This window comes from Pseudoalteromonas sp. SR43-5 (assembly GCF_014163835.1).
In the GTDB taxonomy this organism is placed as follows: domain Bacteria; phylum Pseudomonadota; class Gammaproteobacteria; order Enterobacterales; family Alteromonadaceae; genus Pseudoalteromonas; species Pseudoalteromonas distincta.
In genome coordinates this window covers 35,085-56,802 of record NZ_JACJEA010000028.1, presented here as the reverse complement: position 1 = coordinate 56,802, position 21,718 = coordinate 35,085, and the positions used below count along the sequence as shown (strand labels likewise).

The following is a 21,718-nucleotide window of genomic DNA, read 5'->3' as shown; positions in this document are numbered from 1 at the left end:
AGAAAATAGCTCAATAACAAGGCTAAAATTATGATACATAGTTGTTCTATATAAATAATTTTTAACGTAGTTAGTGAGTTATTTAATACGCTAGAATGATCATGTTTTTAATAAAATTGGTATTATAAACCCAGCTATAGGCTGGGTTTTTACGTTTAGCCATAAGGGCATTATGCTTTATCTCACGTTATTTATTAGCGCATTTATATCTGCGACATTACTGCCTAGCTCTTCTGAGGTGATAATGGTGGGTATGATTACTCAAGGTAAAGTTAATTTATGGTTTATGTGGTGCGTAGCAACACTTGGAAATGTGTTAGGGAGTTGTGTTAATTACTGGTTAGGCACGCAGGTACTGCGTTTTAAAGATAAAAAATGGTTTCCTGTATCGCAAAAAGGGCTTGATAGCGCACAAAAGCAATTTAATAAATACGGTGTGTATAGTTTGTTATTTGCTTGGTTACCGGTTGTGGGGGACCCATTAACGGTGATTGGAGGCATATTTAAAGTACGATTTAGTACCTTTTTATTGTTAGTAACACTAGGCAAAGGCGCTCGCTATTTAGCGGTTATCGCCCTTGCCGTAGGATTCGAAAAGCTTTTTTAAATAAGTTTTTAAGTGCTTATTTAGCCCAATCGAGCGTTAACGACACTGAGTCGGCAAAACGCAGTGCATGTGGTTTATCAACACGTGCTTTAGCGTAATGAACGCTTGGGTGCGCGTGACAAACGGCAAGAATTTCAGCCACTAATTTTTCGAGCAGTAAAAAGTGCCCTTGCTCTACCAAGCTAATAACTTCTTTGGTGATCACTTTATAATTAAGTGCTTGGTCAACTTCATCCGTTTTACACGCATCATCAGCAGGGTAGTGAATCTCTAGATTGATCACTACATCTTGCTTTTTTTCACGCTCATCGGGGTTAAAGCCAATAAACGTACGCAGGCGTAAATTAGTAACGTTAATGATTGCATTAGCCATAGGGTTAACCTTTTATAAGCTGCAAAAATTCGTTACGTGTTTTAGGATCGCTTCTAAAGTTACCTAACATTACTGATGTACGCATGCTTGAATTTTGCTTTTCTACACCACGCATCATCATACACATGTGTTTTGCCTCAACAATAACGCCTACGCCCTTAGCGCCAGTAACTTCTTCAACTGCTTTAGCGATTTGATGCGTTAACTGTTCTTGAATTTGAAAACGGCGTGAAAACATATCAACAATACGGGCAAATTTAGACAAGCCTAATACTTTACCGTTTGGTATATAAGCAATATGGCAACGGCCAATAAAAGGCAGTAAATGATGCTCACACATAGAGTAGAGCTCTATGTCTTGTACTAATACCATGTCGTCAGCGTCAGATGTAAATACTGCTTTATTAGTTATTTCATCAAGCGTTTGACGATACCCTTGCGTTAAATATTCCATTGCTTTTGCAGCACGTTTTGGCGTATCAAGTAAGCCTTCGCGGTTAGCATCTTCGCCTACAGCGGTGATGATTTTTTCATAACTTTCTTTTAATTCATTGTGCATAAATATCTCAGTTTATTTATATTTACTTTAAATGACGACCGCCATCAATAGGCAAAGAGCGCCCTGTGATGTAGTGGCTTTGTAATAGTAAATCAATGCTATTGATAATTTCTTGGCATCCGGGTTCAATGCCCATTAATGATTTTTTAAGGGTCTTAGCTCGATATTGTTCATCGTCATGTTCATTAAAAATAATGAGCGATGGAGCAACCGAGTTCACTTTTATATTTGGCGCATATTTAGCGCTAAACGATTTGGTTAGGTTGTCGAGTGCTGCTTTACTTGCTGCATAAGCTAAGTGTTTAGGGCTGCCTGTTTCAACTACATAATCAGTAAGATGTATTATATCGGCAGGTACTTTTTCATTTTGCTGATAGTTTAAAAGCAGCTCTGCGCACATTAAATTAATTAAATACGGTGTTTTGGCATGTATACGCATCATATTATCAAACAGTGCTGCAAAGTCAGGATTGTTAGCTTCACAGTCCCAGCTTGATGCATTGTGAACAACAGCGCGCAGCGATGTTGTATGCTCTTTAAGCGTATTTATAAATGCACTAATACCGTCATCGGTACTAAAATCGGCATAAATACATACAGCGCCTTGTTGCTCTAATTTATCAACAGCGGCGTGACGAGTACGATACGTGATAATAATACTCTGCCCTTGGGCTAAATAATGCTGAGCGAGTGCTAAACCAATACGTTGGCCTGCGCCGGTAATTAAAATGGGCGATGTCATATAAGGCAGTGTTCTCTTTGGCGGGTAGTTATACCAATATAATTAAAAATACTATCGTTCTATCGCTATTTCATAGGGCTATAACAGCTCACTAATTTAATGCAATTGGTATTATAAAATTCAAAGCGTTAATTTATAAAAATATACGCAGCTTCTTAATCTGTCGATCAAAAAAGCAATTAATCCTCAAAGGCATTAATTGCTTTATTTTAGCTACTAAACCTTAATCGTAAATTGTCGGAATTGGTTGACGCTTATGTTGTGTACGCGTGTAAATGCTTACAAGCTTTTGTTCAACATCATCAGACACTGGTTTACCTTCTAAAAAGTCATCAATTTGCTCATAGCTCAAACCAAGCGCTTCTTCGTCTGTTAAACCTGGGCGGTCACTTTCTAAATCAGCTGTAGGTGCTTTATCTACCAATAAAGCTGGCGCACCTAGTGCAGTAGCAAGTGCACGAACTTGGCGTTTTGATAAACCAAACAGAGGGGCTAAATCGCACGCGCCGTCACCAAATTTAGTATAAAAGCCAGTAATGTTTTCAGCACTATGATCGGTACCCACTACTAAGCCTTGGCAAAAACCTGCAATTTCGTACTGAGCAACCATACGTTGACGCGCTTTGACATTACCTTTAATAAAATCTATTTGAGCTTGCTCAGGCAGTGCTTCACCACAGCCAACTACGGCAGCTAGCGCTTGCTCATGCAATGCATCAGCCGCAGGTTGTACGTTTACGGTCATACGTTTACTTGGTTGAATAAAATCAACCGCCATTTGTGCTTCATCTTCGTCAGCTTGTACACCATAAGGTAGACGTACAGCAATAAACTGATACTTGTTAGTATCGTGTTCTTTATTTAGCTCGTTTACAGCAAGTTGACATAAGCGGCCGCAGGTTGATGAGTCAACACCACCGCTAATACCCAGTACTAATGAGCGGGAGTGAGCTGCTACCAAACGTGTTTTAATAAAATTAACTCGGCGAGTTATCTCAGCATTTACATCAATCGTTGGCTGAACCTTCATTTCAGCCATAATTTCGGCGCGCATTGCCAGCTCCTTATAAAATTTAATATGTGATACGCAATAAACTTATTATGTGATTTAGTTTTAGTTAATTAAAGTTTTAAATGAGCTTTTATTTGGCGAAGCTCTGCTTTTAATTTTTCTACTTCTTCAAGTAAATCGCTTAATTCTTTGTCTTTAATTACTTCGCTTGGTAGCGCAACAAAGGCATCGGCGGGATTATTTTGTTGTTCGCCAAATAAATGAATATATCGACTGTCACGTTTACCAGCTTCACGCTCTAGCTTTGTGACGTACTCGCTTTCAATCAGTTTATTGAGCGCTGCCTCTACTTCATTTACGTTATTAAAATCAGCAAGCCTAGCACTGCGGGTTCTTAATTCACCAGGAGTCTGAGCACCACGCAAAAGTAATAAACAAACAATGGCACGCTGCTGAGCAGAAAATTGCAGATTACTAAATTCAGTGTTGCAAAAGCGGTGGTCGTATTTATTTACGCGACCCGAAAGGCCTTCATCTATTGTAACCAAACGCATTTCTATTAGTTCATCAAGTGCGTTTTGAACGTCTTCATCTGTAAGACTTAACACAGGATCGCGATTAGATTTTTGGTTACATGCGTTCACTAGCGCGTTTAACGATAGCGGATAATGCTCTGGCGTCGTGCTTTGTTTTTCTAATAGGCAACCAAGAATACGTTGTTGATTTGTTGATAACTGCATAAATAATCTCAAATTAGTAAGCGTATTTTATTAGCTTACACCTTTATTGAATGCCAAGCCATTGTTGAAGCTTTGGTTGTAATGCAGCTAAATCGAGAGGCTTACTTAAATAGTCGTTCATGCCTGCGGCTAGGCATTTTTCTTTATCGCCCTGCATGGCATTGGCTGTTAGCGCAATAATAGTAATATTTTCATTATCTTTACCAGCATCACCTTCTCTAATGGCTTTAGTGGCCTGGTAGCCATCCATTTCGGGCATTTGGCAATCCATTAAAACTAGCTTATATGGTTTACCTTGTTTTGCATTGAGCTTTACAATTGCCTCAAGGCCATTTTCGGCAATATCAAAAGTAACACCCGCCTGCTTTAATAGCGCAGAGGCAACCACTTGGTTTATTTTATTGTCTTCAACAAGCAATAGTTGTGGTTCTGATGAATCGAGTACTGGCGCTTTAGTTAGCTTGTTTTGAAGCTGTGCTTGTTGCTGCTGTTGTTCAATGTATTTATCGTTTGTGAGTGAGTCAAACAAATCAGACGGTGTGAGAGGTTTGAAAATCATACAGTCGACTTCCATACCTACTTTAGACTCCTCAGACGAATAACTCATTGGCGCCATAATAACTAACTTGCAACTATGCATATTTATAAAGTTTTTAAGCGCGGTGATATGCGTTTTTGGGGCTTTTTCAAAAAAGTAGTAATCAACTAAAATAGCACCAGGGTGGGTGGTTACATTACTTAAGTAATCATCAACCTCAAGATAGTTATGTATACAATTAACTTTTGCACCCCAAACAGTGAGCTGCTTATTAGCGGTGTTAGCATTTAACGAGCACTCATCAATAATTAAAATATGTTTGTTTTTAATTAAATGACTCGGTAAATCTTGTTCTTTACTTAAGCGCGGTTGTATTTGTACTGTGAAAGAAAATGTACTTCCTTCACCTTGCATACTGTTTACACTCACTTCACCGTTCATCAGTTCGCACAATTGTTTTACTATGGCAAGGCCAAGCCCTGTGCCCCCAAATTGGCGTGTTGTTGAAGCATCGGCTTGTGTGAATGAGTCAAATAACGACGCTTGTTTTTTAGGGTCAATACCAATACCAGTATCAATAATCGAACACTGTAGGAACGAGCCATCCGTTGTTTCATCTATTCTGGCGGTAATGACTACTTCGCCATCAATAGTAAATTTAACCGCGTTGCCAATTAAGTTATTTAAAATTTGGCGCAAGCGGTTAGGGTCACTAATTATCTCGCTAACAGTTATTTGAGTAGCATCTAGAATAAGTTTTGTATTGTTTTGTTCTACCTTTAAAGCAAAGGATTCCACCACTTCGCCTAATAACCGAGGTAAATTAAATTGCACGTTTTCAATATCGAGCTTACCGGCTTCAATTTTAGAAAAGTCTAATATGTCATTAATTATATTAAGCAAAGATTGAGCTGATGATTGAGCAAGTTCAATATGATGTTTTTGCTGTAGGTCCAATTGAGTTTGCTTAATTATGTTAAGCATACCTAAAACACCGTTCATTGGGGTGCGAATTTCGTGGCTCATACTCGCTAAAAATTCACTTTTAGCTTTAACAGCTTGTTCGGCGGTTTCTTTGGCAGAAACTAGTTTTTGTTCGGTTTCAATTCGCTGTTGGCTTGAGTGCAAGCTGCCTATTAACGCTGCAACGGCAATTAAAAAGCTTTCTTCGTTTTTAGACCAGTGGCGTTTTGATTGACATTGCTCTGCGCAGACGACTCCTATAGCGCCACTTCCCGCAGGAATTATTACGCACAGCATTGATTTAATCTCGAGAGTCATTAAATACTGTTCTTTAATTGGCTCGAGTATTGGGTGTTCTTGGGCGTCAGGCACATTAAATACAGGCTGGTGATCTATTGCATTAAAAAAGCCGGGAAGATTTTTTCTTAGCCAAATAGAGTCAATTTTATCACTAGACGAATGTTTACTATGTATGGCAAAAGGGCTTAGTTGGGATTTGTCTTCATTAAAAAACCAAATACTGGCACGTTTAATATCAAATGCTTGGCAGATTGCTTTAGTAATAATGTCTTTTGATTGGCTAAGTTGCCCATTTAATATTAATTTATTAACGGTCAGGGAGGCTAAAATTTCGTTGTGTAATGCGGTTTTATTATTTTCTAATTCAATTTTTTTACGGGTATCAATATTCTGTAATGAGCCAAAGATACGTGTGCATCGTCCATTTTTTCGTTCTGCTTCACCATGTACAAGTACCCAAACAGATTCACCTTCTTCATCCATTACTTCTAATTCAACTTCGTAGCTTTCACCATATTTTATGGCTCGTTCAATTAAAGGTTTAATTGTTTCTCTGCTAGTGCCTTGTTTAAAGTAATTTAAATCTGTAGGCCATTCTGGTTGGTTATTTAATGGGTATTTAAATAGTTTTTTGGTCATATCAGACCAATATACTTGTTTCGTTTCTAAGTTAAATGACCATGCGCCTATTTGGGCTAGATCACTCATTGCTTCAAGCATTTTTTCGTTTTGTTGCTGGCGATTAAGCATTTTCAAAAAGAATAAAAAGGCCCAAATTAATAATCCGCAAATAATAATAATTGATAGCCTAAGTGGCCATACAGCTGAATTTGTTGGGCTCCAACCTATTTTAGGTGCTACGTAAAGTTGCCAATTGCCACCTTGAAAGCTTAACGTAAACTCAAGGGGGTCTTGCTCTATTATGTTTTGATTACCGTAAAAAAACTCCCCTTTGCTGCCAAGTCCATGCCTGCCTTGTAAAGCGACGTTGTATTCTTTTTCTAGCTCATAAATACCTGAATTTTCATAGACTTTGTCAATGTTGAGAACAACTGAAAGTAATCCCCAAAAGCGATTTTCTGGCGGTATGTAAACAGGAACGCGGGCTATAAGTGCTATGTCACCTTGGATTAATTTTAATGGGCCTGCCATTACAATGGTATTTGTATCGCGAGCTCTAATAGCATCAGCGCGTTGGTTTTTTTCTTCTAAAAAGTTTAAACCGAGTGCTTTTTCATTACCTTTTAAGGGGTAAGTCATACGAATTACCATATCGGGAGCGCCACCAATATTGCGAAGCTCATTTGAGGTTTTAAATAGTGGTTGGGCAATTTGTTCAAACTGTGTTTGCTGTAAATCAGGCTGCGCCGCTACGGCAACACCTAAACCTCGAACTAGTTGGATATTAGAAACTAAAATAGATTCTAATTGAGCTCGATATGTACTTACTTCAGAAAGAATTTGTAGGCGATGAGCATCTTTAACACGATTGTAGTTAATACGATCAAGAACGATACCAACTAGTACAGTTAGCGTAAGCGATAACCAAAAGGTCAACTTAAAGTTATGAACGTTCGTTTTTTTATTGTTAGTAGATGGTGGCATTAGCTACATCGTGGCGTTAATTTAGGCAAATTAACTATAGCTAATTTATTACACAAATGAAAACGGCGCATTAACAAATGCGCCGTTTATTTTTTATAATTAGTAGTTTAGCGAGTTACGAGTCGCTAACTTCACGCGCCCAGTGATTTTGCTTTGCTACATGTAGCTTGCGGTAACCATCAAGTAGCGCCGCATGCTTTTTAAAGCCTTCAAGCGATAAACCAGGGAAAGTTAAACCGTTAAACTGCTTTTTACCTTCGGCAATTTCTATAGCCAGCGCTACATTATTAGCACCAAACATTAAGCCTAGTGCATCTTGGTAATCTGCGTATTCGCGCTCGTCATCGTATTTAATTTCAAGAACTGCTTTTAAACAGCGGAAGTGGCGCATTGCCTCTTCGTTTACTTGGCCTGTATGAAGTATCCAGTCAACCCAATCAATGGCTTCTTCGCTGCCTGCAGCTAAACATAGGTGCGCTTTAAGCTCACCTATACGCAGAGTGTGCCATGGTGTGTCGGCATCGGTTGCAAGGCCAATAAATTCTGCGGCGCGGATAATATCGCTGTGGCCTGCTTCTTCAAGGCTGTCGTAAATTTCCATCCATTGCTCTGCATCGTACTGATCAAGCGATAGGAATGTTTCGCGAAATTTTGCGCCTTCGTTGTTGTTACGCCAAATAAGCTCATCAACAGGGTAAATGTCAGACATGCCTGGTACTAAAATACGACACGCGTATACGTTTAGGTGCGTGTAATCCATGATGTAGATATCATGATCCATGCTATGAATTAGGTCAGTACAGAAGTTATATTCTTCTTCAGTTGTTCCGCTAAAGTCCCAGTGTACAAATTCAAAATCAGGTTTTGCACGGAAAAAATCATGCGAAATCAAACCGCTTGAATCAATAAAGTGCAGTTCAATGTTCTCTGGTGTTGCTACTTCATCGTTATCAAATGTTGCAGGTTGGAATACATCTAGCTGATCAAGACGTCGACCTTGTAGTAACTCAGTCACGGTACGCTCAAGTGCAACTTCAAATGATGGGTGAGCACCAAAAGAAGCAAATACAGAGCCATCTGTTGGGTTAATAAGCGTTACGCTCATTACAGGGTATTTGCCCCCAAGTGATGCATCGGCAATACGTAAATGAAAGCCATGGCTGCGAAGTTCTTCACACGCTTCGTGAATTTTAGGGTATTGCTTAACAACATCTTCAGGCACGATTGGTAAACAAATACCTTCGGCGATGATGCGGTTTTTAATAGCACGTTCAAATACTTCTGATAAACCTTGTACACGAGCTTCAAACTTGGTGTTACCTGCGCTCATACCGTTAGATACAAAAATATTACCGATAACGTTTACCGGAATGTATACGTCTTGGTTATCGCGTTGGCGTGTGTATGGCAGGGTACAAATACCACGATCGATATTGCCTGAGTTAAAATCAAAAAGGTGTGATGCGTTTAGTTCGCGCTCTGGGTCAAAGTAATCCCATAAGCTTTCATCCATAATGCCCTCTGGCACTTCATCGCCTTCAACTTTAAACCATTTTTCGCTTGGGTAATGAGTAAACTCGCCATTAGCAAATTCTTCACCTAGATAAAAGTCTGCAAAAAAGTAGTTACAGCTTAAGCGTTCAAAGTATTCACCGAGTGCTGAAGCAATAGATGCTTTGTCGGTTGCGCCTTTACCATTGGTAAACATAACACCGCAGTCGCTGTCTTTTATATGAACCGAATAACAGTTAGCTACAGGGTTAAGCCAAAGCGCTTCTTCAACATTAATGTTTAGGGCTTTAAGCTTGTTTTGCATGGTAGAGATTGACGATTCTAGGTCGCGGTCTTTACCTTTGATAAATGTTTTTTCAGTCATATTGATCTCAACTAGTTCTGCACGATGTGTGGAGCTGACATTATCGTGGATTTTGATGTTTATTTCACCCTTTGCGAGCAAGAACATTATTATTTAATAAAACTGTGGTTATTATATGTGCTTAACGCTTGGTCAAAACGTGCAAAGGAAACGGTGATGTTTAAAGTAATCAAACGCTTGTTGTTATTAATTGTGATATTAGGGCTGGCAAGTACCGCTGTTGTTTATGGGGTACTTAGTTTAAGTTTACCCGCCCTTGATGGAAACGGACGCAGTAACGCGGTAGTAGAGCCTGTAAAAATTTCGCGCGATGCACTAGGGCAAGCAGTAATAAACGCCAATAGCCGAAACGACGCTGCCTATGGTTTAGGTTATGCGCATGGGCAAGACCGATTTTTTCAAATGGATTTACTAAGGCGTAATGCCGCAGGTGAGTTAAGTGAATTATTTGGCCAAGCAGCGTTGGGGCTCGATAAAAAAATGCGTTTTCATCAATTACGTAAACGTAGCCAAATTATTTTACAAACCCTGCCAGAGGCAGATAAGCAATTACTTAAAAGTTACGCTCAAGGTGTAAACGAAGGCTTAGCGCAAGTAGGGTATTCAAGCTTTGAATATTTACTAACCGGTGCAGCACAAAAGCCATGGCTAAGTGAAGACAGCCTACTTGTGATATTTAGCATGTACCTTGATTTACAAAGCGCCACATTTGAGCGCGACCAAGCACTTATTCAAATTGAGCAAGCGTACACAAAGCAAATGGTTGATTTTTTAACGCAACCGAGTAATTACCAAGCGGCGCTTGATGGCAGCAAATTAGCGCCTTATAGTGACGGCATACCTACCTTTCCAACTCAAACAAAGCATATAGTTAAAAGTATTGAATCAAACCAAGAGCGCGGCAGTAATAACTGGGCTGTTACAGGAGCGCTTACTAAAACAGGGGCTGGAATGGTGTCGGATGATATGCATTTATCGATGGCAGTACCTGTAATTTGGTACAGGGCACAATTAAATTACATGCACAGTGGTGAGCAGACTCAGGTGACCGGTGTATCGCTGCCCGGCGCACCTGCCATTGTTGTTGGCACTAACAACAATGTTGCATGGGGATTTACTAACGGTTATTTAGATACAGCCGATTGGATTGCATTAAACGATGATAGTAAAACATGGCAAGTTGATGAACCTATTGCATTACCCGATGGGGAGGTTGAAAACTATTCATTAATACTCAGTGAATACGGACCTGTAAAATATATTAACGAAAAACCTTATGCGTTGAGCTGGGCTGCCCATCAGCCTTATGCCGTTAATATGCAGTTATTAAAATTAGAGCAAGCCAAAACAGTAGATGATGCACTTACTGTAGCAAGCGATGTGGGCATTCCGGTACAAAACCTTATGGTGGTAGACAGCCTTGGTAGCGCAGCGTGGAAAAACATGGGCGGTATACCTGCTCGTAAAACGCCAAGTGAGCTTGGCGTAAATGCCGATGACTACTCAGCGCTTTGGCAGCAAAATGAACTACAACGCCCTTTTATTAAAAACCCGCAAAGCGGTCGATTATGGACTGGTAATTCTCGCGTGGTATCGGCTGAGGATGACGCGCGTTTTGGTAATGGTGGTTATGCACTCGGCGCACGTTCGAGTCAAATTCGCGATAGATTATTTGAAAAACAAACATTTGCTGAGAGCGACTTTTACGCATTACAACTTGATAATCAAGCTCGCTTTTTAATGCCTTGGCATGCTCTGCTATTAAAGCAATTAAAAGCCGATCAAACTAAAAATCAGCAATATATAACAGCGCTTGAAAACTGGCAGCAATGTGCGTGTTCAACTTCCACAGGGTATACCTTAGTTAAGCGCTACCGCGATGAAGTGATTAATATTTTATTTAGCAATATGGAAGATGAATTAAATAAACAACAAGGCACACTTAAATACGTAAAACGAGATTTAGAGCCCGCTGTTTGGCAGCTTATAAACAACAAGCCCGACGCATGGATAAACCCACAATTTAAAAGCTGGGATGAGCAGCTACAAGGAGCATTTAGCCAGACTATTACTAAGCTTACAGAACAGTTTGGTAATAATGTACAAAACTGGCAGTGGGGCAAGGTAAATGAGTTAGTGATAGAGCATCCGTTTGCAAAGCAAATGCCGTTACTTGCTAAGTTATTAAATATGCCCACAGCAGCGGGTTTTGGAGATAGTTATATGCCCGCCGTACAAGGGCGTAGTTTTGGCGCATCGCAGCGTTTTATTGCTCAACCTGGGCATTTAGAGCATGCAATTTTAGCTATTCCTGGTGGGCAATCGGGGCACCCTCTTTCTGAATTTTACAGAGCGGGGTTTAGTGATTACGTTGAAGGTAAGCATACACCTTTATTGCCTCAAGAATTAATACATCAAATAGTAATAAAGCCGACACGATGAACTAAAGTATAGCTAAACACGTTCTATATAATTACCAATAAAACAACAGAGAACTAAAATGAAAAAAATACTACCCGCATTAATAACAGGTTTATTACTAAGCACTACAGCGCAAGCAGATGATGGCCCAGTAACAGCACAAAAGCTAAGTGAGCATGTATACGTACTATTTGGGCAAGGCGGTAATATTGCAGCAAGTGTAGGTGATGATGGCATTTATATTATTGATGATCAGTTTGCCAAGCTCTCAGATGATATTAAAAAAACCATTAGCGATTTAAAACCAGGCAGTGCAGAGTTTGTCATTAATACTCACCATCATGGCGATCATACCGGTGGCAACGAGAACTTTGCTAAAGCGGGTGCGCATGTTATAGCGCACGACAATGTACACAAACGTTTAGAAGAGCAGCACGGGGAGGGGTCAGACTTTTTACCGCGCATTAGTTTTGGTCACGACTTAAAACTACATTTTAATAACGAACACGCCCATGTAGTGCATTACGAACATGCACACACCGATGGCGACTCCGTTATCTTTTTTAGTAACGACAACATAGTGCACATGGGCGACATTTACTTTAATTTTGGCAGCTTACCGTTTGTTGATGTAGATAGCGGCGGCAGCGTTGATGGTATTTTAGCGGCAGTAAACGATGTAGTTAATCAAATTGACGGCAACACTAAAGTAATACCAGGTCACGGCAAGGTAAGTGACCGTTCAGGACTGATAGCGTATGGTAAGCTAGTTCAAAACGCGAAAGACGTAATGCTAAAAGCAATGCAAAATAATGCAAGCTTAGAGCAAGTACTTAAAGCCGATCCATTGGCTGAGCTGAATCTTGAATACGCAGGCTGGTTACCAAAAGAGAAAGTAACCACACTTTTTTATCGTAGCTTAAAGTAGTACGCGTAACGTAAAAAACATGATACAAAGCTGAGTGTACTTTAACGTACATTCGGCTTTTATTTTCTTATGCCCAAAGGAGTTGTGTATGTCGGCAGAAAAAACCCATCTTGAAATTTGTAACTTAACCAGAGAGCAATATCCGCAAATTAAAACCTTGATGGATCAAGCGTATCCCGACTTAGGCGGTGCGTGGCCAAGTCATACCATTTTTAGATTAATAGACCAGTTTCCTGAAGGGCAAATAGGTATTGTGGATGACGGCGTGCTGGTGGGCTTAGCATTAAGCGTGCAGGTTGATTACACGCGTTTTTCAAACCCGCATACATACGAAGATATTGCAGACGGTCACGACCGTGTATTTAGCGATACCGACGGCGATGCGCTATACGGCTTAGATGTTGCTATTAGCGAAAGTCACAGAGGCATGCGTTTAGGTCGTCGCCTTTATGATGCCCGTAAAGAATTGTGCCGCCAATATAACTTACGCGCTATTTTAGCAGGTGGGCGTATTCCGCGTTATTACAATCACAGCAGTGAAATGACGCCAATGGAATACATTGCAAAAGTAGATCAAAAAGAATTATACGATCCTATTTTAAGTTTTCAGTTATCTAACGATTTTCAGGTAAAACGATTGCTTAAAAAGTATTTACCGGAGGATCAAGAGTCTGTTGGTTACGCCACTCTACTTGAGTGGAATAACATTATGTATGAGCCAACCGACACGGTACTTGAGTCAACTAAATCAATCGTGCGTGTAGGTGCTGTGCAATGGCAAATGCGTTGTGTTGAATCGGTTGAAGAAATGCTAAAGCAGGTTGAATACTTTGTAGATACCGTATCTGACTACAAAAGTGACTTTATACTATTCCCTGAGTTTTTTAATGCGCCACTAATGGGGCTAGGGAATCAAAGTAATCAAACAGAAGCGATTCGCTATTTAGCGGAATATACCGAAACGTTTAAAAACGCCATGTCGCGTATGGCAATAGAATACAACGCTAATATTATTACCGGCTCTATGCCACTTGCCGAAGATGATAAAATTTATAACGTAAGTTACCTATGCCATCGTAGCGGTAAGATAGACGAGCAACGTAAAATTCATATTACCCCGCATGAGCAAAACGATTGGGTTATTCAAGGCGGCGATAAAATTGCCGTGTTTGATACCGATGCCGGTCGTGTGGGTATTCAAATTTGTTACGATGTAGAGTTTCCAGAGCTTTCACGCATATTGGCCAAACAAGGGTTAGATATTCTGTTTGTGCCATTTTGGACTGATACTAAAAACAGTTATTTACGTGTGCGCCACTGTGCACAAGCGCGTGCAATCGAAAACGAATGTTATGTGGTTATTGCAGGTTCGGTGGGTAATTTACCAGAGGTAGAAAGTCTTGATGTGCAGTACTCTCAATCGGCGGTATTAACGCCATCGGACTTTTCGTTCCCGCACGATGCAACACTTAACGAAGCCACACCAAACACCGAAATGCTGCTATTTAGTGACCTTGATATGGATAAACTTAAAATTCTTCACAGCGAAGGCACTGTGCGTAATTTAAAAGATCGCCGCGAAGATTTATACGAAGTGATTGTTAAAAAGAGAGACGTTTAATGGCGTGGGTGTACTTAATTATTGCTGGGTTACTTGAAATTGGCTGGCCGATTGGCTTAAAAATTTCGCAAAACGCTGATACTCGCTGGCAAGGTATAGCAATAGCGGTGGTATTCTTAGTCGCTAGTGGTTTTATGTTGTGGCTTGCACAAAGGCAAATATCAATGGGTACCTCATACGCCGTATGGACAGGTATTGGCGCCGCCGGTACGTTTTTAGTGGGAATATTGTTTTATAACGATGCAGCTACATTTGGTCGTATTGCGGGAGTATTAATGATTATTAGTGGTGTGATAACACTAAAAATCAGCTCTTAGAACCAGTTCTTAAAACTATAAAAATTATAACAGCGCAGGTATAAAAGCCTGCGCTTTTTTATGCCATTAATTCGGCAACATAACCAAAACAGCGGCAATGGCTATGAGTATTAAGCCTGCTGTATCTTGCTTCTTAAGCGGTTGCTTTAACCAAAGTACGGCAATTAGCATGGTAAAAAACACTTCAACCTGTCCAAGTGTTTTAACGTAAGCAACGTGCTGTAAGCTCATTGCACTAAACCAGCCAATAGAACCGACACAACTAAAAACACTAATTGCGGCTGTAGTTCCTTTGTATTGCCACAGTTTACTAAGTGTTTGCGGCTCTTTTAATAATAAATAGCCCAGTAGTATTAGTGTTTGTAAGCTAATTACAAACAGCAAAACCCAAGCTGCTGAGTGAGGAAATAATAATCCTGAATTTAAGCTCGCTTCTCGTACCCACAGCGATGTAAGTGCAAAGCAAGTACCACAAGCCAGTCCTAGTAATGCTGTTTTAGCATTAAAGTGTTTAACGCTTGTTATGCCGCTGAGTAGCAATACGGCAATAGCGCCAAAAAACACACCAAGCCAACCGAGTAAAGAAAGCGCCGAGCCAAAAAATAATACACCTAAAATGGCAGCTACTAACGCCTCGCTTTTGGCAAGACCAGCACCTACGGCGTAATTATTCATTTTAAATAGCTTAACCATTAAACCAGTGGCAAGTATTTGCATCACACTTGCGCCTACAATAAATCCCCAAAAGGCATTATTAAACGTAGGCATGGCTGTATCTTGATATTGATACAAACCATATAAATACACGCCAGCAATAGGGCCTGCAATAATAAAGCGAGAGAGTGTTACGCCAGCCACACTCACATCGTTACTTAATTTACTTTGCAGAGCATTACGCCATGCTTGCATGAAGGCGGCTAAAAAAGTGAAAAATATCCAGGTCATGGTCGTCATCGTTAAAATGTAAGGCAGTAAAGTTAACACGCCCTAGTAAAGCGATGCATTAACTATAATGTTGAATATTTATCATCTGCGACATTATGTCGCATGGGTTTGAGGATAAATTTAGCTATAGTAAGCCTGATGTTATTGTTAGCCGCCAGAGTTTGTCATAAAACGTATCTGGCGGCTTTTTTATTATGCTTATGCTAAATTATCCGAAACATCAAAAGGATAAATTATGACAACATTAGTTGTATGTGCATTACTTGCGGTATTAATGCCTTACTTTGCAAAAGTGCCGGTTGCTATAGCAATGGCAAAATTAGGTCGATACGACAATAAACACCCAAGGGCGCAACAAACAAAATTAACCGGCTTTGGTGCACGGGCGCTCTCTGCTCATCAAAACTGTTTTGAATCGCTTGCTGTTTTTGCTGTCGCTATTGCAGTTGTGCTGGGCACTAACTCTGTAGGTGCAGTGACCGAATCGCTAGCGGTTACGCATATTGTGTCGCGTATTTTGTATTGCGTATTTTACTATATGAACCTAGATATAATTCGTTCATTAGTGTGGTTTATTGGTTTGGGTACAGCCATTGCTATGATTGTGGTGAGTTTGTAGGTTTATATTTTAAAACCACAAAGCAAGCAGCCTAAAAGGGCGCTTGCTTTGTAGTCTTGAACAACTCGTGGCGTTAATGCGATACTTTAATTCGCTCAATTAAATCGGTAGGCGCCACTTCACTATTAATCGCAAAATCTAGTTGCACAAGTACATCTTCAAAACCTGAATCTGATGCTTTATATTTCCATTTTGCTAGCGCCTCTTTCGCTGATTTATCAAAAACATCTTTAGGTTTAGATTGAATAACACTAATATTTTTTGTTTTACCGTTAGCTGCAATATCGTATTTTAATACAACAGAGCCGCTGATCCCTTGTTGAGCTGCTTGTATTGGGTAAGCAGGTTCAATGCGTATTGTTGGTGAAATGTGATCCTCTTTAGTCATTGCTTCTGGTTGCTTTGCAATCGCTAATCCGCTTAGCATACTTGCTGCTACAAGCAATAAGCCACCTTTAGCAAACTTTGAACGCTCCCCGCTGTGTTTTATATTAGTTAGTCGTTGTAACATGGTTTTTTTATCTCCGTAGTGTGAATAAGCCATAAGTCCTGTGGGCGCATTTGCCGCGCAGTTTATTAAGGCTTTGCTATATAAAATATGTTGTTGTGTGGTTTTATTGGCAAGTACCCGTTCATCACAAGTCAACTCTTGTAGTCGGCGCATGCTTGCGTAACAAAACCAAGCTAGTGGGTTAAACCAAAGTAAAATAGTAGGTAGTAATATAAGTGCGTTTGTTAGGTTGTCTTTGCGTTTTATGTGTACGTTTTCGTGCTCTAAAATAAGCGCTAATGTGGCTTTATCAAACTGGGTATTGTAGTTACTCGGTAACACCAGCTTGCTGTTTAAAATACCGACCACCATTGGCGTGGCTACATGTTGGCTGGTATAAGTTTTAACATCAGCGGTAAGAGTGCTTTTAAATTGGGTTAACTCAGTTAACTGCAGGCTTTTAACAAAGCGGGTGTGCGTAATAAAGCTAGCTATTAATAACCCTGCGGTAATAAGTACATACATGAGCGCCCAGCTAATACCTACCTCGTTTGTAAAAGATTGGTTGGGGGTGATTAAGTAGTGACTAATATTACTGTTTTGCAGTGGTTTAATTGCGTTTGGTAAATTAGCAATCACCAATGCCGCAGGTAATAGCCATGCTAATTTATATACAAACCGCGAGCCAAGGGCTTTTAAACCAAATCGCTCGAGTAAAATAAAACCACAAAACAAAATGCTTAATAGTAATTGCTGCTCAATTAACCAATTAAAACCAGTTTGAATAACCATGTTAATCCCTTACTTTTGGTTTTTTTCCCAGTCATCTATAACTTTTTTAAGCTCGTTTATATCTTGCTGAGAAAGCTGCTCCGATTTAGCAAAGCCACTCACAAGTGGCGCAATACGCCCACTAAAAAATCGCTCAATAAAGTTTTGGCTTTCTTTTAGGGTGTAGTCGGCGCGCTCCATACAGGGAGTATAAATATATTGGCGACCTTCTTTTTCAAATGTAAGTGCGCCTTTTTTTACTAGTCGACCTAGCAGGGTTTTAATGGTTTTTTCGTGCCATTGCTTATCGTCGCTTAAGCGCTCAATTATTTGGCTCGCGGTGGCGGGGTAGTTAATCCAAAGTGCGTCGAGCACGTCAAACTCTGCTTTTGATAATTCAATCATTTTATCGCCTACAAGTGTAATCTTTAATTTAAGACTACACCTGTAATCTATTTTTGCAAGTTTATTTTTAACTTTTTGAGATGTAGTTAAGTGACTTGGTATTAGATTTTTGAAATATCGTTTTTATTAATTTGTATATATTGGTTTTCAGGTAGGTTTAGCTTTGAAAGGGTGAGGTCACTAAATTGCACTCTAAATAAGTCAATTACTTTGTATCCGCAGTAATGCGCCATTTTACGTATTTGTCTGTTTAGCCCTTGTTTTAAAACAATACTAAACTGATTGCTGGCTATTTTATTTACCTCACAAGGCAGGGTTATGTGTTTATCAACGGGTACGCCTGCTGCCATTTTTTTACAAAAACCATCGTCTAAAGGCTTATTTACGGTGACTAAATAATGTTTAGGCTGGTGGAAGTCAGGATGTATTAGTTGATTACAAAAATCCCCATCGTTGGTCAAAATAAGCAAACCGCGAGAGTCTTTATCTAATCGACCAATAGGGTAAACGCGGGTGAGTGTGGGCAAATGGTGAATAAGGCTGGCTGGGTCATCAATATTTAATTTGCAGTCAATACCTACTGGTTTGTGGTACGCAAAATAAACTAAATCGGCAGCACCTTTAATTTCTTTTTCGTACACTATTATTGTGTCTTGCTCATCAACGTGATCTATATGATTCGCTGGGCGATTATTTACAGTCACTACACCTTCATCAATTAAACGCGATGCCTGTTTACGAGAACAAATACCTGCATGGGCAATATATTTAGCGAGTCGGATTTTTGTGCTCATAACGTGTGACGCCAGCGGCTAATAAAAATTTGATCGTGATTATAGCAAAGCTGCGTATCGATAATGTTAAATAACCAGAACTCAGGTTAAATATAAAAAGGTAGCCAAGATGGGTATTAAATTTTCACAGTTAAAAAAGCACGAACCGCTACAAAAAGTTATTGTTCACTCGTTAGATATGGCGCTTTATCAAGTATCAGTGATGATTAATAACGTTGAATATTATGTAACAGAAGACAGCGGTGAGTTTTTAAGAGCACTCAGCCCACTGCATGTACAAAAGCGTTTTGAAAAAATAGCGTACGCACAGATGATGTTAAGGCAAACAAGCGCTTACGACGAAATGTGCGGCCAGCCGGATAAAACCAGCAGCAATATGCTTGAAGTACCTTATGGTAAAAATAATCTTTATTGATTGAGCTAATTTGCTAGTATCTGCTTTTTAAGGGCGATAAATGTATCAATTAAAAGTAGATAATACCGATGCGTTAAACTCAGCGCTTCGCGCACAAATGGTTGAATTTAACGCCGAGCATTTTGATGCGCAAAGAGTGCCATTAGGCTATAAATTTACTGATGAGCAGGGCGAGCTTGTTGCCGGTACTAGTGGGTGTGTGTTTGGAAACTGGCTGATGATTAGTTGGCTTTGGTGTAGCGATAGTGCGCGAGGTAAAGGGCTTGCAGATAAACTGCTAACGGCACTTGAACAAGCAGCTATTGAGCTAGGTGCTACAACTGCTCAGCTTGATACACTTGATTTTCAAGCAAAACCCTTTTATGAAAAGCGCGGTTATAGTGTTAAGTATCAACTTAATAATTACCCACGCTCAGGTACGCGTTACTTTATGGAAAAACCACTTTAATTTTTGCTGGCTATTTTGCTTTTAGTGGCTCGCCTTCAAAGGTAATACCTAAAAAAGGTGTTGCCTCTGGTGCTAACATAAACGTGCGAATGTTCATATGATCATCCCCTTTAGGGTTTTGCAGCACGTCTTCTCGGTAAAACTTACCAAAACAATCCAACGTATTTTGTTTACTTAAATCGTTTAATTTAGCAAACGCGAAAATTTTACATGAGCCGTTGTTCTCACTCGCAGCGCTAAGTAATCCATGGTTATTAAAGCCACATGCAGTAAAGTCGTAATTTGCTTCTATCACCGTCATTGTATCGGTAAATTGAATGCTTTTTGGGTTTTCAGCAAGTGCTTTTAAATAGTTATTTAGTGTCATGTGTTACCTTTGGATTTTTAATTATTTAGCGCTCAACTCTAGCTCATCTGTTTGCTGATTTATATTGAATTTAAATCGCGATAAAAAATTCATTCCTAGCAAACCTTGCCCACGGGTGTTTTCAATGCTTAGCACTTCAAAACCATAAATAATTTGCGAACCCACTTTAAACGATTCAATTTGATAACGCTTTACAACAATTTGACCATTAGCTGTGTTGACCGTTACATCGCCTAAATACAAAGGTTGTGGCGAAATTTGCTCAATTATACTTGTAGGTAGTGAGGTTACGCTTGCGCCTGTATCAATCATTAGTTCGGTTGATAGGTTATTATTTATTTCGGTGTTTATTAAGTAATGCGCGCCATACGGCGTTAAAGCAACGAAGTCGTCTTGCGATTGTGCTTTATTGATCATCGCTTGCAGTGTTTGCACTTGGCTTTTTAGATTGTGCTGGTTTGGCATTCGATCAAGGGTTGCTTGTGCACTAATTAAATCGCCTTGCTGAAAGTAGGCGTACGCAAGCGGATATAAAAACTGCGCGTTATCGCTTTTATAATCAAGCCAAATTTGTGTTTGCTCAATAATAGCTTGCCAATTTTGTTGCTCAGTTAATGTGTGTAATTCGTTTTGAGTGAGCGTATTTAAAAGTGTATTTGCATTACTTTGCTGATCAGCAGGCAGTAATGAATTAAGCTCAAATAAAGCAATAATGGCGTTTTGTGTTTGCTCGCTATTTATTAAATACTCAACCTGTAAATTAAGTAACTCTACGTTATAAGGGCTGTTATTTAATAGCGCATTGAGAAATGATTCGCTGAGTAATAAATTGCTATTTAGCCATATTTTAAGCTGCACTAGCCACGATGAATAAAGGTTTTTTGCGATTTCTGGATTGCTGTTTTTGAGTTGTTGATAGCTACTAAGTGCGGCTTCAAATTGGTGTTTTTTAAACTGCTGCTTTGCCGTATTTAATAGCGTATTTTGTTGTTTAGGCGATATGCTTTTTTCAGCACCTTGCGTTTCTTGTACTTTGGTTGGCGCGGGCTGCGGCCACAATAAATAAGCGTTAAGGCTAAGTGAGCCAATTAATAGCAAGGTAATTAGCTTGGTATAGTGGCTCATTGTGACCTCTTATTTGATGCAATTGGTATTATTTAATAAAGTGCGTTAAGGCATGAATATTGGCTATTTCAATATCAGCCAGCCCTTTATAAGCATAATTGGCGCCTTGATCGTTTAACCATACCGATTGGCAACCGGCATTATTTGCGCCTTGTACGTCTGTATCAAGGCTATCGCCAATGTGTAAAATTTCACTTTTAGCAACGTTTAAGTGCTCGGCGGCTTTATCAAATAAGGTGCTGTGAGGTTTTGCTTTACCATGCATGCCGGCTTGTAATACAAGCTCAAATTTATCGTGTAAGTTAAAGCGTTCAATTTCAACGTTACCATTAGTTATAGCAACCAGCGTAAAGTGCTGGGCTAAGTTATCTAGCAGCTTTAGTACGTCGTCGGTTACCACTATTTTACTGCGCGCATCGGCAAAGGCGTTGTAGGCAGCATCGGCATGGTACTCTACCTCTTGCTCGTTCAAATCTAGTTTAGAGAGGGCTAAGCGCAGTGTATGTTGGCGCCATTTAGTGACGTTATCAGCAAGTTCAGGTAACTTTAATACGGCCTCATTGCGGCATTGTTGCCAGTATTTTGGGCCTTGGGCTAAGTAGCTCGGGAGCGCGTTTAAATAATTTTGCTGCGCTTTAACCGCTGCTTTTATAATGGGGTGATTGTTGTAAAGAGTGTCGTCTAAATCAAAGCTCATGACAGAAAATGGCTTAATAGCACGATTAAATCGGATCATT

The 21,718-nt window shown here is 39.7% G+C and carries 22 protein-coding genes; 8 read left to right on the top strand and 14 right to left on the bottom strand.

Features of this window, described 5'->3' with window-relative positions:
* Positions 1-172 precede the first annotated feature (172 nt).
* The gene (locus H5090_RS15835; RefSeq protein WP_182696185.1) at positions 173-607 is read left to right on the top strand and encodes a YqaA family protein; all 435 of its coding nucleotides are present in this window, start codon (positions 173-175) and stop codon (positions 605-607) included.
* Between the two features lie 16 nt (positions 608-623).
* Here the strand turns inward: H5090_RS15835 and folX are convergent, their stop codons facing one another.
* From folX to ycaO, 7 genes are all read right to left on the bottom strand, one after another.
* Positions 624-980, bottom strand: a complete 357-nt coding sequence (gene folX, locus H5090_RS15830) for a dihydroneopterin triphosphate 2'-epimerase (RefSeq protein ID WP_002962340.1) — start codon at positions 978-980, stop codon at positions 624-626.
* A gap of 4 nt (positions 981-984) precedes the next feature.
* Positions 985-1,539 carry a GTP cyclohydrolase I FolE gene (gene folE / locus H5090_RS15825; protein ID WP_002962341.1) on the bottom strand — a complete coding sequence of 185 codons (555 nt, stop codon included), beginning with the start codon at positions 1,537-1,539 and terminating at the stop codon, positions 985-987.
* A gap of 22 nt (positions 1,540-1,561) precedes the next feature.
* Positions 1,562-2,281 carry a dihydromonapterin reductase gene (gene folM, locus H5090_RS15820; RefSeq protein WP_182696184.1) on the bottom strand — a complete coding sequence of 240 codons (720 nt, stop codon included), beginning with the start codon at positions 2,279-2,281 and terminating at the stop codon, positions 1,562-1,564.
* 223 nt (positions 2,282-2,504) lie between these two features.
* A complete protein-coding gene (nadE, locus tag H5090_RS15815; protein ID WP_182696183.1) occupies positions 2,505-3,335 on the bottom strand; it encodes an ammonia-dependent NAD(+) synthetase in 831 nt (276 codons plus the stop codon).
* Positions 3,336-3,403: 68 nt separating this feature from the next.
* Positions 3,404-4,033 (bottom strand): YceH family protein, encoded by a 630-nt coding sequence (locus H5090_RS15810; RefSeq protein ID WP_002962344.1) that lies wholly within the window; start codon positions 4,031-4,033, stop codon positions 3,404-3,406.
* A 43-nt stretch (positions 4,034-4,076) separates the two neighbouring features.
* Entirely contained in the window at positions 4,077-7,439 is a 3,363-nt protein-coding gene (locus H5090_RS15805; protein WP_182696182.1) for an ATP-binding protein, read from the bottom strand.
* 115 nt (positions 7,440-7,554) lie between these two features.
* A complete protein-coding gene (gene ycaO / locus H5090_RS15800) occupies positions 7,555-9,315 on the bottom strand; it encodes a 30S ribosomal protein S12 methylthiotransferase accessory factor YcaO (protein WP_024595461.1) in 1,761 nt (586 codons plus the stop codon).
* Positions 9,316-9,471: 156 nt separating this feature from the next.
* Here ycaO and H5090_RS15795 point away from each other — a divergent pair, with 156 nt between their 5' ends.
* The 4 genes from H5090_RS15795 (at position 9,472) to H5090_RS15780 (ending at position 14,602) form a co-directional block, all read left to right on the top strand.
* Positions 9,472-11,757, top strand: coding sequence for a penicillin acylase family protein (locus H5090_RS15795; RefSeq protein ID WP_182696181.1), 2,286 nt, complete (start codon positions 9,472-9,474; stop codon positions 11,755-11,757).
* 58 nt (positions 11,758-11,815) lie between these two features.
* Positions 11,816-12,664: an MBL fold metallo-hydrolase gene (locus H5090_RS15790; protein ID WP_182696180.1), complete on the top strand. Its 849-nt coding sequence runs from the start codon at positions 11,816-11,818 to the stop codon at positions 12,662-12,664.
* Positions 12,665-12,752: 88 nt separating this feature from the next.
* Positions 12,753-14,285, top strand: a complete 1,533-nt coding sequence (locus H5090_RS15785; RefSeq protein ID WP_024595458.1) for a bifunctional GNAT family N-acetyltransferase/carbon-nitrogen hydrolase family protein — start codon at positions 12,753-12,755, stop codon at positions 14,283-14,285.
* Entirely contained in the window at positions 14,285-14,602 is a 318-nt protein-coding gene (locus H5090_RS15780; RefSeq protein ID WP_002962354.1) for a multidrug efflux SMR transporter, read from the top strand. The genes H5090_RS15785 and H5090_RS15780 overlap by 1 nt, the downstream gene beginning before the upstream one ends.
* Positions 14,603-14,668: 66 nt before the next feature.
* On the opposite strand, the gene H5090_RS15775 is transcribed toward H5090_RS15780, so the two are convergent.
* Positions 14,669-15,547 (bottom strand): DMT family transporter, encoded by an 879-nt coding sequence (locus tag H5090_RS15775; protein ID WP_182696179.1) that lies wholly within the window; start codon positions 15,545-15,547, stop codon positions 14,669-14,671.
* A 235-nt stretch (positions 15,548-15,782) separates the two neighbouring features.
* On the opposite strand from H5090_RS15775, the gene H5090_RS15770 reads away from it, so the two are divergent.
* On the top strand, positions 15,783-16,166 hold the full coding sequence (locus H5090_RS15770; protein ID WP_182696178.1) for an MAPEG family protein: 384 nt from the start codon (positions 15,783-15,785) through the stop codon (positions 16,164-16,166).
* Positions 16,167-16,239: 73 nt separating this feature from the next.
* Here H5090_RS15770 and H5090_RS15765 read toward each other — a convergent pair whose 3' ends face one another.
* From H5090_RS15765 to H5090_RS15755, 3 genes are all read right to left on the bottom strand, one after another.
* Positions 16,240-17,448 carry a TonB family protein gene (locus H5090_RS15765; protein ID WP_182696177.1) on the bottom strand — a complete coding sequence of 403 codons (1,209 nt, stop codon included), beginning with the start codon at positions 17,446-17,448 and terminating at the stop codon, positions 16,240-16,242.
* 9 nt (positions 17,449-17,457) lie between these two features.
* Positions 17,458-17,832 (bottom strand): BlaI/MecI/CopY family transcriptional regulator, encoded by a 375-nt coding sequence (locus tag H5090_RS15760; protein ID WP_007377323.1) that lies wholly within the window; start codon positions 17,830-17,832, stop codon positions 17,458-17,460.
* Positions 17,833-17,933: 101 nt separating this feature from the next.
* Positions 17,934-18,626 carry a pseudouridine synthase gene (locus tag H5090_RS15755; RefSeq protein ID WP_182696176.1) on the bottom strand — a complete coding sequence of 231 codons (693 nt, stop codon included), beginning with the start codon at positions 18,624-18,626 and terminating at the stop codon, positions 17,934-17,936.
* 109 nt (positions 18,627-18,735) lie between these two features.
* On the opposite strand from H5090_RS15755, the gene H5090_RS15750 reads away from it, so the two are divergent.
* Positions 18,736-19,041: a DUF6482 family protein gene (locus tag H5090_RS15750; protein ID WP_002961002.1), complete on the top strand. Its 306-nt coding sequence runs from the start codon at positions 18,736-18,738 to the stop codon at positions 19,039-19,041.
* 40 nt (positions 19,042-19,081) lie between these two features.
* On the top strand, positions 19,082-19,489 hold the full coding sequence (locus H5090_RS15745; protein WP_182696175.1) for a GNAT family N-acetyltransferase: 408 nt from the start codon (positions 19,082-19,084) through the stop codon (positions 19,487-19,489).
* Positions 19,490-19,499: 10 nt separating this feature from the next.
* Here H5090_RS15745 and H5090_RS15740 read toward each other — a convergent pair whose 3' ends face one another.
* From H5090_RS15740 to H5090_RS15730, 3 genes are read right to left on the bottom strand one after another with little or no spacing between them, the layout of a single operon-like run.
* Complete coding sequence (locus H5090_RS15740) at positions 19,500-19,856, bottom strand: HopJ type III effector protein (protein ID WP_182696174.1); 357 nt, start codon at positions 19,854-19,856, stop codon at positions 19,500-19,502.
* A gap of 21 nt (positions 19,857-19,877) precedes the next feature.
* A complete protein-coding gene (locus H5090_RS15735) occupies positions 19,878-20,981 on the bottom strand; it encodes a retroviral-like aspartic protease family protein (RefSeq protein WP_182696173.1) in 1,104 nt (367 codons plus the stop codon).
* Between the two features lie 28 nt (positions 20,982-21,009).
* Positions 21,010-21,717: an HAD-IA family hydrolase gene (locus H5090_RS15730; RefSeq protein ID WP_182696172.1), complete on the bottom strand. Its 708-nt coding sequence runs from the start codon at positions 21,715-21,717 to the stop codon at positions 21,010-21,012.
* Position 21,718 lies beyond the last annotated feature (1 nt).